Here is a 17,128-nt window from a genome sequence, read left to right on the forward strand (position 1 = left end):
GATAAAGGCTCATCATCATGATTTAATAAATAATGCCATTGACTCTAAATGACTGGTATGGGGAAACATATCAAGCATACCCAGCTTCGCTAACTGATACCCTTGTGCCAACAGACTTTGGCTATCTCGGGCAAGCGTAGCAGGATTACAGGAAACATACACTATACGTTGTGCTGCAAAATGTCCCATTTGCTCAATCAATCCTGGCGCTCCTGCGCGAGCAGGATCCAGCAAGATTTTATCGAATGTTTGCTGAGCCCATGCTTGGTCAGTGAAATCATCCGCTAAATTGGACTGATAATATCTCACATTCTCCAACTGATTGATGCGAGCGTTGTCTTGAGCTTTTAATACCATATCATCCACGCCCTCAATGCCCGTCACATGCTTAACCTGCTGCGCGATCGGTAAACTAAAATTACCCAAGCCACAAAATAAGTCTAGTACGTGGTCATCACTGGTGAGTTCAAGCCAGTCAATCGCTTGAGCGACCATTTTTTCATTCACATCCCGGTTGACCTGAATAAAATTAACGGGCGTAAATGGGGTTGTCGCCCCATTTTCATCATAATAAAGTTCGTCACCCACCTCTCGAATTACTTCATTACTTTCAGGCATGAAATATAATGTCAGTTGCTCTTTTTGGGCATAACTGCGCAGTTTGCTGGCATCTTCACCGCTCAGTGTGGACAGATAACGTAATAAGACAGCAACGCCATTACGGCCTTCCACCAACTCAAGATGACCTAGTTTATCAGGACGTTCAAACGTTGCTAACAATGCTTTAAGTGGTAAGAGGTGACGATTCAATGCCGGCGTAAGTACTGGGCAATCGGTCACATTCACAATTTGCTTACTTTGCCGTTGACGAAAGCCAAAATACAGTTGCTGCTGCGACTTATTCCAAAAGAGACTGAAGCGAGCTCGGCGACGGTACTCAACATCTTTTCCAATAATTGGAGCGGATAGTGATAAAGACTCTCCGGAAAACTTCGTCATCAATTGCGACAGTGTCTGCTGTTTGTAATCCACCTGAGCTTGACGCTCTAAATGCTGCAAATCACAGCCCCCACATACTTGATAATGAGGACAAAAAGCACTGACACGTTGTTCACTCGGTTGCTGAACCTTGATCAACTGACCACGCGCGTATTTACTTTTGCTTTCAGTAAGCTGCATTAATACGGTTTCAGTTGGTAGCGCGCCATCAATAAAAACGGGTTTTCTATTCAAGAAAGCGATCCCCGCCCCTTGGTGATCCAACTTTTCAATCAAAACCGACTGATGCTTTTTATTGATTGTGGTGTTTTTCTTCGGTTGATAAAACCGCGCCATATTAACTACCTATGTTATTGGGGGATGATGTCACCCACTTCTCACTCTTGAGCGTCAGAGTGATGGCGAAATGACCGCAACGTCATCAACGTTGTGCATTTAACCACCGCTGCACTGCCATACAAGCACCATTTTCCCACATCCACCGCACAATGTTTAGGTAATAATCGGGAAATGTCGATCTCGCGGGACAGGCCCCTCTGCCTCTTAATTAGAATCGCACCCTAAAAAATCTTTAATTGGCTATTTCAATTATTTCCTTGAGAAACAGTGATCATTATTCAAAATAAATAACCGATTTTAAGGTACGCAGTTTTAGTAACCGTTCACCAGCCCCCCATTGACATATCAAATGTGATCAACAGCACTGGATCCACATTTTACTGTTGAGTGATCATTTCTAAGCGTCATCCTGTTTGCATGAAAATGAAAAAATCCAAATTCACAGAAGCGCCACCTGTGGCTTCTGATATCAAAGAAGCTAACGCACTCATTCAAGAGCTGTGGGAACAACTGCGTTTTTATGAAGATAAACTCAAGACCAATTGCTCCAACTCTTCAAAACCTCCTTCAACCGATGGGCCAAAAGAGCGAGCTGAAAGAAAAAAGCTCAAAGCTCTGGTGGTCGCCATTCGCGCGGAGCTAAACCGGGTCACTCAGGGCATCAACGACAACTCTCAGAACTAAAAGACAGTGATGTCGTGGTTGATTGCTTTCCTGACTCAACTTGTCCATGTTGCGGTAACACTGACGTCACGGTTCATGACACGCCTTTTTATCGTCACCAGGTCCATGAAATTCCTAAACCAACGATAGATATTACTGAGTACCGACTGTATTCAGGACAATGCCAGCACTGCAATGAACTGCTCAGAGCAAAGAAACCTGACCATGTTTCTCAAGGGATCATGGGGCCGAATCTTCTCAGCTATATTGCGGTATTAGCCGGTCAGTACCATTTAAGTATCCGTAAAACCCGCTCACTTCTGAAAGAGCAATTTGGAACCACATTCTCTATTGGAGCCATTAGCGAAGCGCAAACGAAAGTCGCTTCGATGTTAACGCCACTCCACCAAGCCATTCGAGATAGTATCCAAACCGCACCACTGGTACATGTTGATGAAACCTCTCATCCTCGTAATGACGAAGAAGGGCTTCGATGGTGCTGGCTTGTGGCCAGTGAAAACCTTGTTTATGAGAAAATCTTATTCTCTCGTTCCATGCATTCTGCGAAAACGGTGCTTGGTGAACATTACTCAGGCTTCGTTGTGAGTGACCAATGCCCAAGCTACAACTGGATAAACCCAGAAAAACATCAACTCTGCTGGTCGCATGTCACACGTAACCTTCAACAAATAGCGGACTATAGTGGCGGAGGATATACCGCTTACGTCGGCCGTCGTTTAACTCTGATTGCCAATATGATTTTCCGTATTCGTCATCGTCTTGAAAGAAAGGAAATCACGCACGGTCAATATCTTCGGCGAATGCAACGACTGCAAAAATCCCTCGATGACTGGCTTGAAAAAGGCAGTACACTGATAGTCCAAAGATATAAAGGACGATGCGAAAAATTGCAGCAGCATAGGCAAAGCTTATGGTTGTTCCTGAACGATACCTCAATACCGCTGACAAATAATGAAGCGGAGAGGCGCATACGTGGTTGCGTCATTCAGAGAAAAATCAGCTATGGAACGACATCCGATGCGGGTGATAAATTTAGAGGTCGCATCCACTCGCTTGTTGAGACGTGTAAAAAACGCGGACTATCAACGTATGCAGTACTCTCTGAGATAGTACAAGCGGTCACCGCACGCCAACCCTATCCCAACGTGTTCAACCTATAGCGAGCAAATCAAGTACCTACTGGTGAACGGTTACCAGTTTTATATATTCCAAATCCATGAAACCTTTAAATAAAAAATAAATTAACTTTATGATTATAAAGCAAATAAATTAATCCATTACATTTGTTAATAATAATGAAGAATTTATTAAAAAAACCATAAAGTGATATGGAGCAATGAAATAATAAAAATAGACAAATTTATTTAATCGATATTTGAATTTGCAGATTGCTTTGACTACGTTATATACAACCAAAGAGGTATGAAACTTGGTGAGCAACCTTGGCAGTCTGTATCCGCCAAATCATTCACATTATCTAAACAAGGGTAAAATGATATGGAAATTAAGAAATCATTAGGATTTCAACGGCTTTAATACTCGGAGCAATGAGTTTAAATGTCTATGCTAGCTCTGTATACGTCAACTTTAATAATCCGCATCAGCAAATCGATGGCTTTGGTGGCATGAACGCCCCAGGGTGGGTGGCCGATTTAACCACAGAACAAGCAACCAAAGCATTCGGAAATGGTAACGGTCAAATCGGTTTATCGATCATGCGCATGCGCATCTCTCCAGATTCGAACCAGTGGTACAAGCAAGTGCCGACCGCAAAATTGGCGTATTCTTACGGAGCGAAATTATTAGCCACACCTTGGTCACCACCGGCTTACATGAAAACCAACAATAATGTGAACAATGGCGGTAAATTGGAAACGCAACATTATTGGGGTTATACCGATCACTTGATGGACTTTGCCAGCTATATGGGTAGCAATAACGCCCCCATTTATGCATTGTCGATCCAAAATGAACCGGACTGGCACCCTGACTATGAGTCCTGTGATTGGTCAGGTTCAGATTTTGTCAATTACTTGAACAGTCAAGGTTCGCGCTTAGATCCTTCACTAAAAATTGTGGCACCGGAATCCTTGGGCTTTAACCCCGTCCTTGCTGACCAAATTTTGAATAACCCTACCGCGAGCCGCAATGTCGATATTATCGGTGGCCACTTATATGGAGTGAAACCGAAAAATTATCCACTCGCTCTGCAAAAAGGTAAAAAACTCTGGATGACAGAGCACTATACCGATACCGATAATGCAAACGATTGGAATAAAGCGATGGACGTGGGTCTTGAGCTTCACCAAAGCATGGTGGCAAACTACAGCGCCTACATCTGGTGGTATATTCGTCGTAGCTACGGCCTATTGACCGAAGATGGCAATGTGAGTAAACGTGGTTATGTGATGTCACAATTCTCTAAATTCATTCGTCCGGGTGATGTACGAATTGATGCAACAGAGAGCCCAGAGGCCAATGTCTATGTCACCGCCTATAAAAACAACTCGGGTAAACTCGTGATTGCGGTTGTGAACCGCAGTGGCTCTTCTAAACGCCTCGATTTCACGCTACAAAATGGTACCGTAGGGTCAATGACCAAGTACGTGACCTCTGCCTCTAAGAATGTTGTTTATGGGGGTAAATACCAAGTGAGTAATAATCGCTTTACCGCTTATGCCGATGGCTGGGCAGTGATGACGTTCGTCTCTGAGTAAACGTCAGGTATTGAGAGAAAAAGGTGAGCAATGCTCACCTTTTTTTTGGTTGTTTTTGCCCGTGTATCACTATTCGGCTTAGGAAAGATTGTCGAATCGAATTGAGTTGATTAAGCTAAGTGCTTCTCGAATAGCCAGAGCCGTGACATGGTTGGCTATTTTTCCATGTCTACAGCACAACATTTAGATAATAATGATTAAATCTCGATATGGCTTACGCGCGCGCGTGATCACGCTAACTCTTGCACCGACGCTGATCATTGGATTATTGCTGAGTGCACTGTTCTCTTTCAATCGCTATCACGACTTGGAAAATCAGGTAGTCAAAGATGGTTCGAACATCATTGAGCCCTTATCCATCGCCAGTGAAGACTCATTACGCCACAACAGCCGTGAAGCGGTAAGACGTATCATTAGCTATGCTCACCGTAAAAATTCCAACTTTGTACGCAGTATTGCGGTATTCGATGCCCACAACGAATTATTTGTCACTTCCAACTATCATCCTAACTTTGAAAAGATGATGTACCCCAAGGGTAAACCCATTCCCACACTGAATACCTCACTGCTTGATGATAATACACTGATCTTACGGGCCCCAATTCTCGATGAAAGCCGCTTGATCGATAGTAATCTCAATGAAACCACAGCGCCGGTTTTAGGCTATATAGCGATTGAATTAGATCTTTCCTCACTGCGTTTACAGCAATATCAAGAAATCTTCTCCGCCTGTATCGTCTTGCTGATAGGCTTAATTCTTTCGGGGATTTTCGCCGTGCACTTGATGCACGATGTGACCAAGCCGATTACCAATATGAAAAATGTGGTCGACAAAATCCGCCGAGGACATCTTGATGTGCGTATTGAAGGCACCCTACACGGTGAGCTTGATGATTTAAAAAAAGGCATCAATGCCATGGCAATGTCACTGTCTGAATACCATGTGGAAATGCAGCACAGCATTGATCAAGCCACCTCCGATTTGCGCGAAACCCTCGAGCAATTAGAAATTCAGAACGTCGAGTTAGATATTGCCAAAAAACGCGCCCAAGAAGCGGCACGGATTAAATCAGAGTTTCTTGCCAATATGTCACACGAGCTACGCACACCGCTCAATGGTGTGATTGGCTTTACCCGTCAGATGCTCAAAACGCAAATGACCAATAGTCAAAAAGATTATCTACAAACTATCGAAAAATCGGCCAATAACCTACTCAATATTATCAACGATATTTTAGACTTCTCGAAACTTGAAGCCGGTAAGTTAGCCTTAGAAAACATCCCATTTGAGTTTCAAGATACCCTCGAAGAAGTCATCAACTTGCAAGCGACATCCGCGCATGAAAAGGGCCTAGAATTAACGCTTAAAGTAGACAGCAATATCCCTGCAGGCTTGGTTGGCGATCCTCTTCGAATTCAGCAAATTCTCACTAACTTGATGGGCAACTCCATCAAATTTACGGAGCATGGCAACATTGATATCAGTGTTGAAATGCGCTCTCAGCATGACGATTATGTCGAACTACAATTCATGGTTCGCGACACAGGGATTGGTATATCTGAACGCCAACAAGCTCAGCTTTTCCAAGCCTTTAGTCAAGCGGATGCCAGTATTTCACGCCGTTATGGCGGCACAGGGCTCGGATTGGTCATCACCCAAAAACTCGTTAACCAAATGGATGGGGAAATCAGTTTAACCAGCCGTTTGCACCAAGGATCCACCTTCTGGTTTACGCTGCGCCTACAGCAAACAGATATGCCGATGAGCAGCAGCTACTTAGAACTTGACGCCCTACAAGGTAAATCTTTGCTCTTAATCGAACCCAACCGCCAAGCGGCCTCCGTGGTGCAATATTCGCTCTCTCAATGTGGCATAAACGTCACTTATCGCTCCAGCGTTCCACAACATCAGCAGCATTACGATTTTATTTTATATAACTTATCACCGGGACAGGAAATCAATCGCTCTGAGCTGCATACACAATTAGCCAGTTTGAAAGCCATGGGTGGTCAGGTGGTCGTCGGGGTTCCGAGTACCGAAATCGCGTTAGCCGATGAACTGGTACAAGATCATGGCGTAGTGAGCATGACCAAACCGGTATCACGCAAGAAACTGCTCAACGCTCTACTCACACACCGCCCTGTCACGTTCAAAGAACTCAGTCCACCTAATGTGATGGATCGACTCCCATTGACGGTCATGGCCGTTGATGACAACCCTGCCAACCTGAAACTGATCACCGTTTTACTAAAAGAGCGCGTCGCTAGCGTTATTAGCTGTAAGAGCGGTATGGATGCGGTACAAGAAGCGTCTCAACATCACTTTGATATTATTTTGATGGATATTCAGATGCCCCATATGGACGGCGTGACGGCAAGTAAAAAAATCCGCGCCACAGACATCAATAGCCAAACACCGATCATCGCGGTTACCGCACACGCAATGAGTGGGGAACGAGATCGACTATTAAAAGCAGGAATGGATGACTACCTAACCAAACCCATTGAAGAACATGTTCTCCAACAAGTTCTCAGCAACTGGAATCCACAACGAGATCCTGAACTCTTGGAAGCGGTGCGTTTCGATGCCTCGCCTGAGACTTCCCCCATCATCACTTCTACCGATACCGCCATCAATTGGCAAACGGCACTCAAACAAGCGGCGGGCAAAACCGATCTCGCACAAGACATGCTACGCATGCTCATCGAGTATATTCCGCAAGTTTCACAGGTAGTTGAAGAGGCGCTGGCCGATGATCAATACTCAGTAGAAGATCTGCTTCACCATATTCATAAACTGCACGGTAGCTGTGCGTATAGCGGGGTGCCTCGTCTCCAAGCATTATGTGCAACGATCGAAAATGCGCTCAGGGCCAGTGCCAATCTGGCCGATATTGAGCCAGAATTGTTTGAACTACAAGATGAAATGGACAAGGTCATTGCCGCTGCGCAGCAACACCTTTCGTCATGATGGAGGTGTATCAAGCCACCACTATTGAGTGCAATAAAAAACGACGCCGGGGCGTCGTTTTTTATTGGCTAATGGCGCGTGAAATGGACATTAAGCCCCCGCAGACTCGGCAATAACTGTCGCAACGGCATACTGTTTTTCATCAGAAATCGACACATGGTAGTGAACAATCCCTTTGCTTGTGGACCATCGCTCAGCAGCGCCAGAAACCACTAACATAGGCTTGCCAAGCTCATCATGCCGAATGGCAAAATCCTGAAAAGAGACGCCTTTCGCGATGCCAGTACCCAGTGCTTTTGATGCGGCTTCTTTGACGGCAAAACGCTTGGCCAAATACCGTGCTGGCTGTTTACTGTGAGTAAAACTCTCGAGTTCATTGGGGGTAAGAATACGCGCCGCGAAAGCTTGTCCTGTGCGCTCTAAGACACGCTCGATGCGCTCAATCTCGCAAATATCCGTTCCTAAACCAATCACCATAACGATTAACGTCGCGCCTCAACCATGGCCTGTTTCATATCAATGACGGCTTGTGCTAGCCCATCAAACATCGCCCGTCCCATAATTGAATGGCCAATATTCAATTCATAAATTTCTGGGATTTTCGCAATCGCCGCGACATTATGATACGTCAGACCGTGTCCCGCATTAACTGTCAGTCCAAGATCCGCGGCATAGCTCGCGGCGGCTGAGATTTTTTTCAATTCCGCCTGACGCTCTTCTTCATTTTCCGCGTCCGCGTAATGCCCAGTGTGCAACTCGACAAAGGGCGCGCCGCACGCCTTAGCCGCATCGATTTGTTCCCGATCGGCATCAATGAACAACGAAACACGAACACCCGCTGCAGTTAATTTTTGCGTCGCCGCTTGCACTTTGTCTTGCTGTCCGAGAACATCCAATCCGCCTTCGGTGGTGAGCTCTTCACGCTTTTCAGGGACCAAACACACATACTCCGGTCGAACATTGAGCGCAATTTCAACCATTTCATCAGTCACGGCCATCTCTAAGTTCATGCGGGTTTGCAGTGTTTCACGTAACAAACGCACATCACGATCTTGAATATGACGACGGTCTTCTCGCAAGTGTATCGTAATGCCATCCGCTCCGGCGCGCTCGGCGATGTCCGCGGCGTGTACCGGATCTGGGTATTTTGTGCCACGAGCATTACGTAACGTAGCAATATGATCGATGTTGACACCTAGATAAATTGAGCTCATTTCTCAGTACTCCGTGCTCTGGGTATAACTGTTCGTCTAAACAGTTCTCTGCTTTTTAAGGGTCTACCGCCAAGATACGGTTTTAAGGCTATTCGAGTGAAACGCTTAGCGGCTTGTAATTGCGCGGGGGTTTGAAAACGTCGTTCGCTGATGGCAATCAGTTCATCCCCCAAGAAAGTGAGATTATCCTTTCTGACGGAAGCAATAAAGCCTTTTTGTTCGCGGTAACGGTAAGTCATTGTGGGATCCACGGGCTCCCCGCTCCCCGCACAATGCAAAAAATCCACGCCGTAGCCCAGTGACGATAACAACGCCAGTTCGAAACGTCGTAATGGGGGTTCAGGGTTGGAGCATTGCACCAGTTCCGTAAGCGCCAATAGATAATCGTGAAACAATTCAGGATAAGGACTTTCAGGCGAGAGGATACGATCAACCAGCTCATTGATATACATCGCTGAGTAGAGATTAATGCCCGTAAGTGGAATGCCTAAACTGATTGGCTCGGCTTGTCGCAGGGTCTTCATTGAGCCCTTCCCTGACCACTTTAGCAATAAGGGAGTAAAAGGTTGTAATGCGCCCTTCAAATTCGAACGCTTACTTCTCGCCCCTTTGGCCATGATCGATAAACGCCCATACTCTTCACTGAACACGTCAAGAATTAAGCTCGTTTCACTGTATAGCCGTCGGTGAAGCACAAAGCAACGCTGTAAACCGTCAGTCATAGTTTTTTACCCAATGACAGCCTAGCACATACCAGAAGAAGGAAAATACCGAGTCGTACCTTGGTACGGCTCGGTGTTGCGTAAATTTATAAATCGTCGATGTAACCAAGAGAGCGCAAGGCGCGTTCGTCATCGGCCCAGCCAGATTTCACTTTTACCCACGTTTCTAAATACACTTTACGCCCAAATAACTCTTCCATATCAAGGCGAGCTTCGCGTCCAATGGTTTTGATTTTCTCGCCTTTGGTGCCGATCACCATTTTCTTCTGACCAGAACGCTCAACTAAAATCAACGCATTGATACGAAAACCGTCGGTATCTGGATTGTAATCAAATCGTTCGATTTCTACCGTGACCGAATACGGCAGTTCTTCGCCCGTAAAACGCATCAGTTTTTCACGTAAGATTTCCGACGCCATAAAACGTTGCGAACGATCCGTCACATACTCTTCGGGAAAATGGTGCACCGCTTTCGGTAAATGCTGACGAACATGCTTATGAAGCACATCGACATTGGTGCCATGTTTTGCAGAAATCGGAACCACATCGACAAAGTCATATCGCTGTGATAACTCATGCATGTGCGTCATCACCTCAGTGCGCTCTTTCACGTTATCCACTTTGTTGATACATAAAACAACGGGGAAATTCGCTTTTTGTAACTTGGTGAAGACCATTTCGTCGTCAGCCGTCCAGTGTGTGCCATCAACCAAAAATAGGACAAGGTTAACATCACTAAGGGAGCTGTTTGCCGCACGGTTCATTAAGCGGTTAATCGCACGCTTTTCTTCAATATGAAGTCCTGGGGTATCCACATAAATGGCTTGGTAATCGCCTTCTGTGTCAACGCCCATGATCCGGTGACGCGTCGTTTGCGGTTTGCGTGACGTAATGGAAATTTTTTGTCCCAGCAGGTTATTCAACAACGTCGATTTACCGACGTTGGGACGACCAACAATCGCCACAAAACCACAGTGCTGATTTTCAGGAGACGTCGGCGCTTTTTCTGGGGATGCAAAGAATGCATCAATATCAAATTCGTTATCTTCAGACATTGGTCAATTGCTCTAACGCTGACTCAGCGGCCGCTTGTTCTGCCTTGCGACGACTGGTACCTTTTCCAATAACAGGCTCTCCAATGCCTGCCACATCACATGCAACCGTAAACTCTTGGTTGTGTGCTTCACCTTTAATGTTACTAACAGTATAGACCGGAAGTGGCTTACGTCTGCCTTGTAAAAACTCCTGCAAACGTGTTTTCGGATCTTTTTGTGACACTCCCGGCTCAATGCTTTCTAAGCGAGATTGATACCAACCTAAAATGATGCCACGCACCACTTCTAGATCACTATCAAGGTAAACTGCACCGATAATAGCTTCAACCGCATCCGCTAATATCGAATCACGACGAAAACCGCCGCTTTTCAATTCACCTGGACCTAATTTTAAGTAATCTCCTAAACCGAACTCTCGGCCTAGTTCAGCCAAGGTATTTCCTCTCACCAAGGTCGCACGCATGCGACTCATATCCCCTTCATTCACCTTAGGGAAACGGTGGTAAAGATCATCGGCAATGACAAAACTTAAAATTGAATCGCCCAGAAACTCAAGACGTTCATTGTGTTTTCCATTCGCGCTACGGTGTGTCAGCGCTAAGGTCATGAGATCGGCACTCTGAAACGAGTAACCGATCTTTTTTTCTAATTGATAAATTGGAGAATTCATACTCTCTCGATGCGTTAATGCTAGAGGTTCTAGACTATTCTATTCCACCGATACGGTTAAAACGTACACCGGTTGGAACCCAAGTAGGCAATAGAGAGTCAGGTTTGCGATCAAAAGTAAAACTGATCCAAATCCCAACGGCTTTACCCACTAAATTGGCTTCGGGTACAAAACCCCAGAAGCGGCTATCGGCACTATTATCACGATTATCACCCATCATGAAATAATGTCCTTCAGGCACAACCCACTCATTCACGCCAGGGCGAGGACGGTAATCACTCACACGATCAGCATGCAGCGGATTGAGCAAAATTTTGTGTTGCACTTTACCTAATTGTTCATCCAATTGCATTAAGGGAACGCCCCCTTGTACAAATTGGCTTTTTTGCACATCGCTCAGTGGCACGGGTTTGCATTCTGATTGCCCTTTAGGCTGGATACAAACCTGTTTAGTGCGACTATAGCGAATCGTATCCCCGGGTAAGCCAACTAAACGTTTAATGTAATCGACACTCGGATTCAATGGATAACGGAAAACCACAATATCACCACGCTTAGGTTCCGAGGTTTTAATAAGCGTTTTATGCCATACCGGATCTTTGATGCCATAGGCATATTTTTCAACCACAATAAAATCGCCGACCAATAAGGTTGGCATCATGGAGCCTGATGGAATTTGAAACGGTTCAAAAATGAATGACCGCAAAATCAACACAAATGCAATCACTGGAAACAGCGAAACGCTATTTTCCACCCACCAAGGTTGAGGATCAAGCTTATCCGCTAATTCAGGGTCAAGGCCATTCGTTTCTGCCTGTAGCTTTTCAAATTTTTCTTGGCGTTTTTTTGCCCAGACAAACTTTTCTAAGACCCAAATAACACCGGTTACGAGCGTAAAAATAACCAGAAAAAGTGAGAATTGATTGGCCATGACTTTCCTTATCTAAAAATACGAAAGTGAAAGAGCAGAGCTCTTTCACTTATACGATGGATACATGAAGAATAACAGTACAACGCTTAATCTTTACCAACATGTAAAATGGCGAGGAACGCTTCTTGAGGCAACTCAACGTTACCAATTTGCTTCATGCGTTTCTTACCTTCTTTCTGTTTCTTCAAGAGTTTTTTCTTACGACTCACGTCACCACCGTAACACTTGGCAATAACGTTCTTACGTAATTGTTTCACCGTGGAACGTGCGATAATGTGTGATCCTATGGCGGCTTGAATCGCAATGTCGAACATCTGGCGAGGAATGAATTCCTTCATTTTCTCAACCAGTAAACGGCCACGGCTTTGCGCGATATCACGGTGAGTAATAATCGCCAACGCATCCACACGGTCACCGTTCATAAGAACATCAACTCGTACCATATCAGAGGCTTCAAAACGCTCGAAGTTGTATTCAAGTGATGCGTAACCGCGTGAGGTCGACTTCAAACGGTCAAAGAAATCTAAGACCACTTCCGCCATCGGGATATCATAGGTTAACGCGATTTGTTTGCCGTGATACACCATATCGACCTGAACACCACGCTTCTCAACACACAGAGTGATAACGCTGCCCAAATATTCGTCCGGCACTAAAATATTACAACGTGCAATGGGCTCGCGAATCTCATCGATATCGGAAACGGACGGTAACTTCGCAGGGCTATCCACGTAAATGATCGTGCCATCATTTTGGACCACTTCGTACACTACCGTCGGCGCGGTGGTAATCAAATCAAGATCGTATTCACGTTCCAAGCGTTCTTGAATCACTTCCATATGCAGCATACCAAGGAAGCCACAACGGAAACCAAAGCCTAATGCAGCAGAAGATTCTGGTTCGTAAAACAATGAGGCATCATTGAGCGATAAGCGGCCCAAAGCATCACGGAAACTTTCATAGTCATCAGAAGACACGGGGAACAGTCCCGCGTAGACTTGCGGACGCACTTTTTTAAAGCCAGGAACTCGCTCAGCACAACCATTTTTGGCATGTGTCAACGTGTCACCCACGGGAGCGCCTAAGATATCTTTGATACCACAGACAACCCAGCCCACTTCACCGGTATTGAGCCCTTCAGTCGGTACACGCTTTGGCGTAAAGATACCAATGCCATCCACACCCCAAGTTTGGCCAGTGCTCATCACTTTGATCTTGTCATTCTTCTTCAAAGAACCATTTTTGATACGAACTAAAGACACTACACCTAAATAGTTATCAAACCATGAGTCAATGATCAACGCCTGCAACGGACCATCAGGATCCCCCTTCGGAGCAGGAATAGAACGAACAATATTTTCTAAAACATCTTGGATACCTTGGCCAGTTTTTGCAGAACACTGCACAGCATCCATGGCATCAATACCCACGATGTTTTCAATTTCTTCAGCAACCCTGTCAGGATCCGCTGCGGGTAAGTCGATCTTATTAAGCACTGGAACGACTTCAAGATCCATGTCGATCGCGGTGTAACAGTTTGCCAATGTTTGCGCTTCAACACCTTGTCCTGCATCCACCACCAGCAAGGCACCTTCACACGCAGCAAGAGAGCGTGATACTTCGTACGAGAAGTCAACGTGTCCCGGTGTATCGATGAAGTTCAGTTGGTAGGTTTCGCCATCTTTCGCTTTATAATCAAGAGTCACACTCTGAGATTTGATGGTGATACCACGTTCACGCTCTAGATCCATAGAATCTAGAACTTGCGCCGCCATTTCACGGCTGCTCAATCCACCACAATCTTGAATAAGGCGGTCAGATAGTGTCGACTTACCGTGGTCGATATGGGCGATAATCGAAAAGTTACGAATGTGCTTCATAGGTTCGGGATGACTTAACTCTGGTAAATTTGAGACATAGAAACGCTCAATGATATAGCGATTCCTTCGAGTTGGGCGATTCTAACGAATTTCACTACACTTCGCACCTTATTTAAACAATAGGTTCTCCAAGCACTCTCAGCAACACAACTTCCTGCTGCGAGCGCAGCTCCAACCTCGGGGATAAATATTTTGCAAAGCCAATTCCCAACGCCATGAAAACAAACGCCGATAAGATAACAATCCCTTCACCACCAGCCAGCAACGGTGCGAACCAATAGCTCCCAACCGCCGTGCCGAGCATCATCATAATCAGAGGAACGATGTACACCAACGCCGCCGATTGAAGTAGGCTTTTTTCAGGAAAGCCAATTTCGACAATCTGTCCCGCTTGGACACGTTTATCTGTGGTCAATTGCCATAGAAGCGCTTTTGTTTTGACGGCACTGGACACCAATCCCGTCCCACAACTGCTTTTAGAGGCGCAACTGCTGCAACTGGTTTTTTGCTCACAACTCAATTGAATTTGGTATTCACCTGAGTGTGATTCGACACCCTGTACGGTGGCTAACGCCGTCATCATACTAATTCGCCTTTTGAGTCGTGAAGGTCACAGACTTCGCAATACGTTGTGCGGTTCTAGGAGGTAAATCGCCAACGACAGATATTTCATATTGACCTTGAGTGACCGTTTGTAGCGTTCTACGCCCTTGACGAATCAATTGATTACTCAAGGAATGTTCGTCTTTTTTCGATACATATACCGAAAAATTAAACAGCCCGTCTGAGAACATTTGATTTTCGACCACTCGATCAGTAATCACCATACGATAGCGATTAATCTCGAGTGACTTAAAGCCATCGGGTACCCAAGTAACCTTCCAAGGTGCTTGCTCGACACGGCTATTGGGAATATCCGATACAGCTGGCAGATGCACATTTTCTAAACCAGACATAATTTTAACCAGCTTGTCACTGACTGAATATGAAATGGTTCGATACTGTTCAAGAACTTCGCCATCGCGCGAGACTAAATCAGCACGCAACGGTAAATGGCTGTGTTCGCCAACCCAAAGCACATAGGAATAACGTAGACCATCTTTCGGCACAATACGAATGACATTACATGGCGTTCCCGCTTCGCGATCGCGACCGATGTTGACGAAATCATAATAGTCACTGAGTTCGTCAATTTTACTATTGAGCATCGGGATTAATGGCGCAACCATGTGGTGAGAAACAATCGTAAAAGGCTTCACGCCGGGTTCAATATAACTGATTTCATTACCGCGACGAATGACCTCTCGGACAGGTCCACTGAGATACAGCAAGTGAGCAAACTGCTGATCCTTTTCATGAGCATGACGATAGAGCAGTGGTTCAATACTGTTTTTCTTAATCAAGATATAAGACAGCTCATAATTAAGCTGTTGGCTGGCTTGACTCATTTGATGCAACAATGCCTTGGCAGACACAGTATCCGCAAAGGCATTTGTTGAGTTCAAACCGAGCAGCATCACAACACTGATCAGAAACTTTTTCATTCAATTACCGATTTATTGAGCATCATGAGACGCACTCTGCCTCTCACTATTCAACCTCAGTTGGAGTTCATAATCTTGCAACAGCGCGTTCACTCGGCGACGTTGCACCTGCATGTTGTCTTCACTACCTTGACGATGAATAGAATTACGCGTCAAGCTAACGGGCTCAGCAGTACCAGATAAAGGGATGGTTTGTAATACTGGAATCTGATCATTTTGTGAGGCAGACGCTGCTTGATCTTCGCTACCATATTGCTGCACCCCAAGAATCACCACCAGCGATACGCAAGCAGCCACACCGACCTGCCCTAACTGACTTAGCCAAGTTGGTAACTGACGGCGAGCCTTGACGGGTTTCGGTTGCGCCTCAAGAGGAACAACATCGCTTTGGCTATTGTGATAAGCGTTATGCGCAGGTTCGTTTTCCAACGCAAGTGCGACACTTTCAGCAATATTCCACTCCACGGTTTCCGGAGCATCACCACGTAAAACATCACCAATCAAATGATAATGTTTCCAGGTGTCGAGAGCATCACGATCCGCTTCCAATTCTTGGATCAGCGATTTATCGATCATTTCTCCATCCATTAATGCTGATAGTTTTTCTTTGTCAGCCATTATTTCCACCATAATCGTTGCTAATATCGGTTTAGAGCAAAGGTTTTATCTTCTTCTCTACCGCTTCACGAGCACGGAAAATACGCGAGCGTACCGTGCCTACAGGGCAATCCATCACTTGAGCAATATCTTCATAGCTTAAACCATCAAGCTCACGTAACGTCATTGCCGTTTTTAAATCCTCAGGTAAGGCTTCTATCGCTCCAAACACCACCTTCTTTAACTCTTTAGACAGCGTTAAGTTTTCAGGGTTCGAAATTTCTTTTAAAGCACTTCCTGATTCATAAAACTCAGCATCTTCCGCATCAACATCATTGGCCGGTGGGCGGCGATTCTGAGCCACAATATGATTTTTAGCAGTATTGACAGCGATGCGATACAGCCAGGTATAAAACGCACTATCTCCACGAAAGGTCGGTATCGCTCGATACGCTTTAATAAACGCTTCTTGCGCGACGTCGGCAACGTCTCCCGAATTGCTCACATACCTAGAAATAAGATTACATACTTTGTTTTGATAGCGTAGCACTAACAAATTGAAAGCCTGTTTATCTCCGTTCTGAACTCGCTCAATCAATACTTGATCGGTCAGTTGCTCGTTCATTCGAGCGGTCACTCCTATTGTTATAAACCCTTACCTTCACAGGTATGGGTATTAATTATGCAGGTTATTTTTCTGATACCACTGCTTATATGAGCACTATTGTGACCCAGTAGTTAAAATAAAGTTCAATTTTTTGTCAATTTTTCATCATAGAATCTCACCAAACCTAGGTCATATCTA

General features: G+C 45.2%; 16 protein-coding genes. 4 read left to right on the forward strand and 12 right to left on the reverse strand.

Annotation, left to right across the window (positions count from 1 at the left end; translation table 11 throughout):
• Positions 1-15 precede the first annotated feature (15 nt).
• Positions 16-1,335 carry a 23S rRNA (uracil(1939)-C(5))-methyltransferase RlmD gene (rlmD, locus tag EAE30_RS16355; protein WP_123016874.1) on the reverse strand — a complete coding sequence of 440 codons (1,320 nt, stop codon included), beginning with the start codon at positions 1,333-1,335 and terminating at the stop codon, positions 16-18.
• A 426-nt stretch (positions 1,336-1,761) separates the two neighbouring features.
• On the opposite strand from rlmD, the gene EAE30_RS19210 reads away from it, so the two are divergent.
• The 4 genes from EAE30_RS19210 (at position 1,762) to barA (ending at position 7,710) form a co-directional block, all read left to right on the forward strand.
• The gene (locus EAE30_RS19210; RefSeq protein ID WP_315972110.1) at positions 1,762-2,022 is read left to right on the forward strand and encodes a DUF6444 domain-containing protein; all 261 of its coding nucleotides are present in this window, start codon (positions 1,762-1,764) and stop codon (positions 2,020-2,022) included.
• 14 nt (positions 2,023-2,036) lie between these two features.
• The gene (gene tnpC / locus EAE30_RS16360; protein WP_315972111.1) at positions 2,037-3,182 is read left to right on the forward strand and encodes an IS66 family transposase; all 1,146 of its coding nucleotides are present in this window, start codon (positions 2,037-2,039) and stop codon (positions 3,180-3,182) included.
• Positions 3,183-3,569: 387 nt separating this feature from the next.
• Complete coding sequence (locus tag EAE30_RS16365) at positions 3,570-4,739, forward strand: glycoside hydrolase family 30 beta sandwich domain-containing protein (protein WP_123016875.1); 1,170 nt, start codon at positions 3,570-3,572, stop codon at positions 4,737-4,739.
• 193 nt (positions 4,740-4,932) lie between these two features.
• Positions 4,933-7,710 (forward strand): two-component sensor histidine kinase BarA, encoded by a 2,778-nt coding sequence (barA, locus tag EAE30_RS16370; RefSeq protein ID WP_123016876.1) that lies wholly within the window; start codon positions 4,933-4,935, stop codon positions 7,708-7,710.
• A 90-nt stretch (positions 7,711-7,800) separates the two neighbouring features.
• On the opposite strand, the gene acpS is transcribed toward barA, so the two are convergent.
• The 11 genes from acpS to rpoE form a co-directional block, all read right to left on the reverse strand.
• The gene (gene acpS, locus EAE30_RS16375) at positions 7,801-8,187 is read right to left on the reverse strand and encodes a holo-ACP synthase (RefSeq protein WP_123016877.1); all 387 of its coding nucleotides are present in this window, start codon (positions 8,185-8,187) and stop codon (positions 7,801-7,803) included.
• Positions 8,188-8,192: 5 nt separating this feature from the next.
• Positions 8,193-8,924, reverse strand: a complete 732-nt coding sequence (pdxJ, locus tag EAE30_RS16380) for a pyridoxine 5'-phosphate synthase (RefSeq protein WP_123016878.1) — start codon at positions 8,922-8,924, stop codon at positions 8,193-8,195.
• Complete coding sequence (recO, locus tag EAE30_RS16385; protein ID WP_123016879.1) at positions 8,921-9,646, reverse strand: DNA repair protein RecO; 726 nt, start codon at positions 9,644-9,646, stop codon at positions 8,921-8,923. The genes pdxJ and recO overlap by 4 nt, the downstream gene beginning before the upstream one ends.
• Positions 9,647-9,732: 86 nt before the next feature.
• Complete coding sequence (era, locus tag EAE30_RS16390; protein WP_123016880.1) at positions 9,733-10,701, reverse strand: GTPase Era; 969 nt, start codon at positions 10,699-10,701, stop codon at positions 9,733-9,735.
• Positions 10,694-11,371 carry a ribonuclease III gene (rnc, locus tag EAE30_RS16395; protein WP_123016881.1) on the reverse strand — a complete coding sequence of 226 codons (678 nt, stop codon included), beginning with the start codon at positions 11,369-11,371 and terminating at the stop codon, positions 10,694-10,696. Before rnc ends, era begins: the two co-directional genes overlap by 8 nt.
• Before the next feature lie 34 nt (positions 11,372-11,405).
• Complete coding sequence (gene lepB, locus EAE30_RS16400; RefSeq protein WP_123016882.1) at positions 11,406-12,302, reverse strand: signal peptidase I; 897 nt, start codon at positions 12,300-12,302, stop codon at positions 11,406-11,408.
• Between the two features lie 86 nt (positions 12,303-12,388).
• Entirely contained in the window at positions 12,389-14,182 is a 1,794-nt protein-coding gene (lepA, locus tag EAE30_RS16405) for a translation elongation factor 4 (protein WP_123016883.1), read from the reverse strand.
• Positions 14,183-14,294: 112 nt separating this feature from the next.
• Positions 14,295-14,765 (reverse strand): SoxR reducing system RseC family protein, encoded by a 471-nt coding sequence (locus EAE30_RS16410; RefSeq protein ID WP_123016884.1) that lies wholly within the window; start codon positions 14,763-14,765, stop codon positions 14,295-14,297.
• Between the two features lies 1 nt (position 14,766).
• The gene (gene rseB, locus EAE30_RS16415) at positions 14,767-15,726 is read right to left on the reverse strand and encodes a sigma-E factor regulatory protein RseB (RefSeq protein ID WP_123016885.1); all 960 of its coding nucleotides are present in this window, start codon (positions 15,724-15,726) and stop codon (positions 14,767-14,769) included.
• A gap of 12 nt (positions 15,727-15,738) precedes the next feature.
• Positions 15,739-16,344 carry an RseA family anti-sigma factor gene (locus EAE30_RS16420; RefSeq protein WP_164711883.1) on the reverse strand — a complete coding sequence of 202 codons (606 nt, stop codon included), beginning with the start codon at positions 16,342-16,344 and terminating at the stop codon, positions 15,739-15,741.
• Between the two features lie 31 nt (positions 16,345-16,375).
• Entirely contained in the window at positions 16,376-16,948 is a 573-nt protein-coding gene (rpoE, locus tag EAE30_RS16425) for an RNA polymerase sigma factor RpoE (protein WP_123016887.1), read from the reverse strand.
• Positions 16,949-17,128 lie beyond the last annotated feature (180 nt).

Source organism: Vibrio zhugei, from assembly GCF_003716875.1.
Lineage (GTDB): Bacteria > Pseudomonadota > Gammaproteobacteria > Enterobacterales > Vibrionaceae > Vibrio > Vibrio zhugei.

Coding starts and splice junctions, on each gene's coding strand:
- rlmD (WP_123016874.1), bottom strand. CDS start 1,335: ATGGCGCGGTTTTATCAACCGAAGAAAAACACCACAATCAATAAAAAG.
- EAE30_RS19210 (WP_315972110.1), top strand. CDS start 1,762: ATGAAAAAATCCAAATTCACAGAAGCGCCACCTGTGGCTTCTGATATC.
- EAE30_RS16365 (WP_123016875.1), top strand. CDS start 3,570: ATGAGTTTAAATGTCTATGCTAGCTCTGTATACGTCAACTTTAATAAT.
- barA (WP_123016876.1), top strand. CDS start 4,933: ATGATTAAATCTCGATATGGCTTACGCGCGCGCGTGATCACGCTAACT.
- acpS (WP_123016877.1), bottom strand. CDS start 8,187: ATGGTGATTGGTTTAGGAACGGATATTTGCGAGATTGAGCGCATCGAG.
- pdxJ (WP_123016878.1), bottom strand. CDS start 8,924: ATGAGCTCAATTTATCTAGGTGTCAACATCGATCATATTGCTACGTTA.
- recO (WP_123016879.1), bottom strand. CDS start 9,646: ATGACTGACGGTTTACAGCGTTGCTTTGTGCTTCACCGACGGCTATAC.
- era (WP_123016880.1), bottom strand. CDS start 10,701: ATGTCTGAAGATAACGAATTTGATATTGATGCATTCTTTGCATCCCCA.
- rnc (WP_123016881.1), bottom strand. CDS start 11,371: ATGAATTCTCCAATTTATCAATTAGAAAAAAAGATCGGTTACTCGTTT.
- lepB (WP_123016882.1), bottom strand. CDS start 12,302: ATGGCCAATCAATTCTCACTTTTTCTGGTTATTTTTACGCTCGTAACC.
- lepA (WP_123016883.1), bottom strand. CDS start 14,182: ATGAAGCACATTCGTAACTTTTCGATTATCGCCCATATCGACCACGGT.
- EAE30_RS16410 (WP_123016884.1), bottom strand. CDS start 14,765: ATGATGACGGCGTTAGCCACCGTACAGGGTGTCGAATCACACTCAGGT.
- rseB (WP_123016885.1), bottom strand. CDS start 15,726: ATGAAAAAGTTTCTGATCAGTGTTGTGATGCTGCTCGGTTTGAACTCA.
- EAE30_RS16420 (WP_164711883.1), bottom strand. CDS start 16,344: ATGGCTGACAAAGAAAAACTATCAGCATTAATGGATGGAGAAATGATC.
- rpoE (WP_123016887.1), bottom strand. CDS start 16,948: ATGAACGAGCAACTGACCGATCAAGTATTGATTGAGCGAGTTCAGAAC.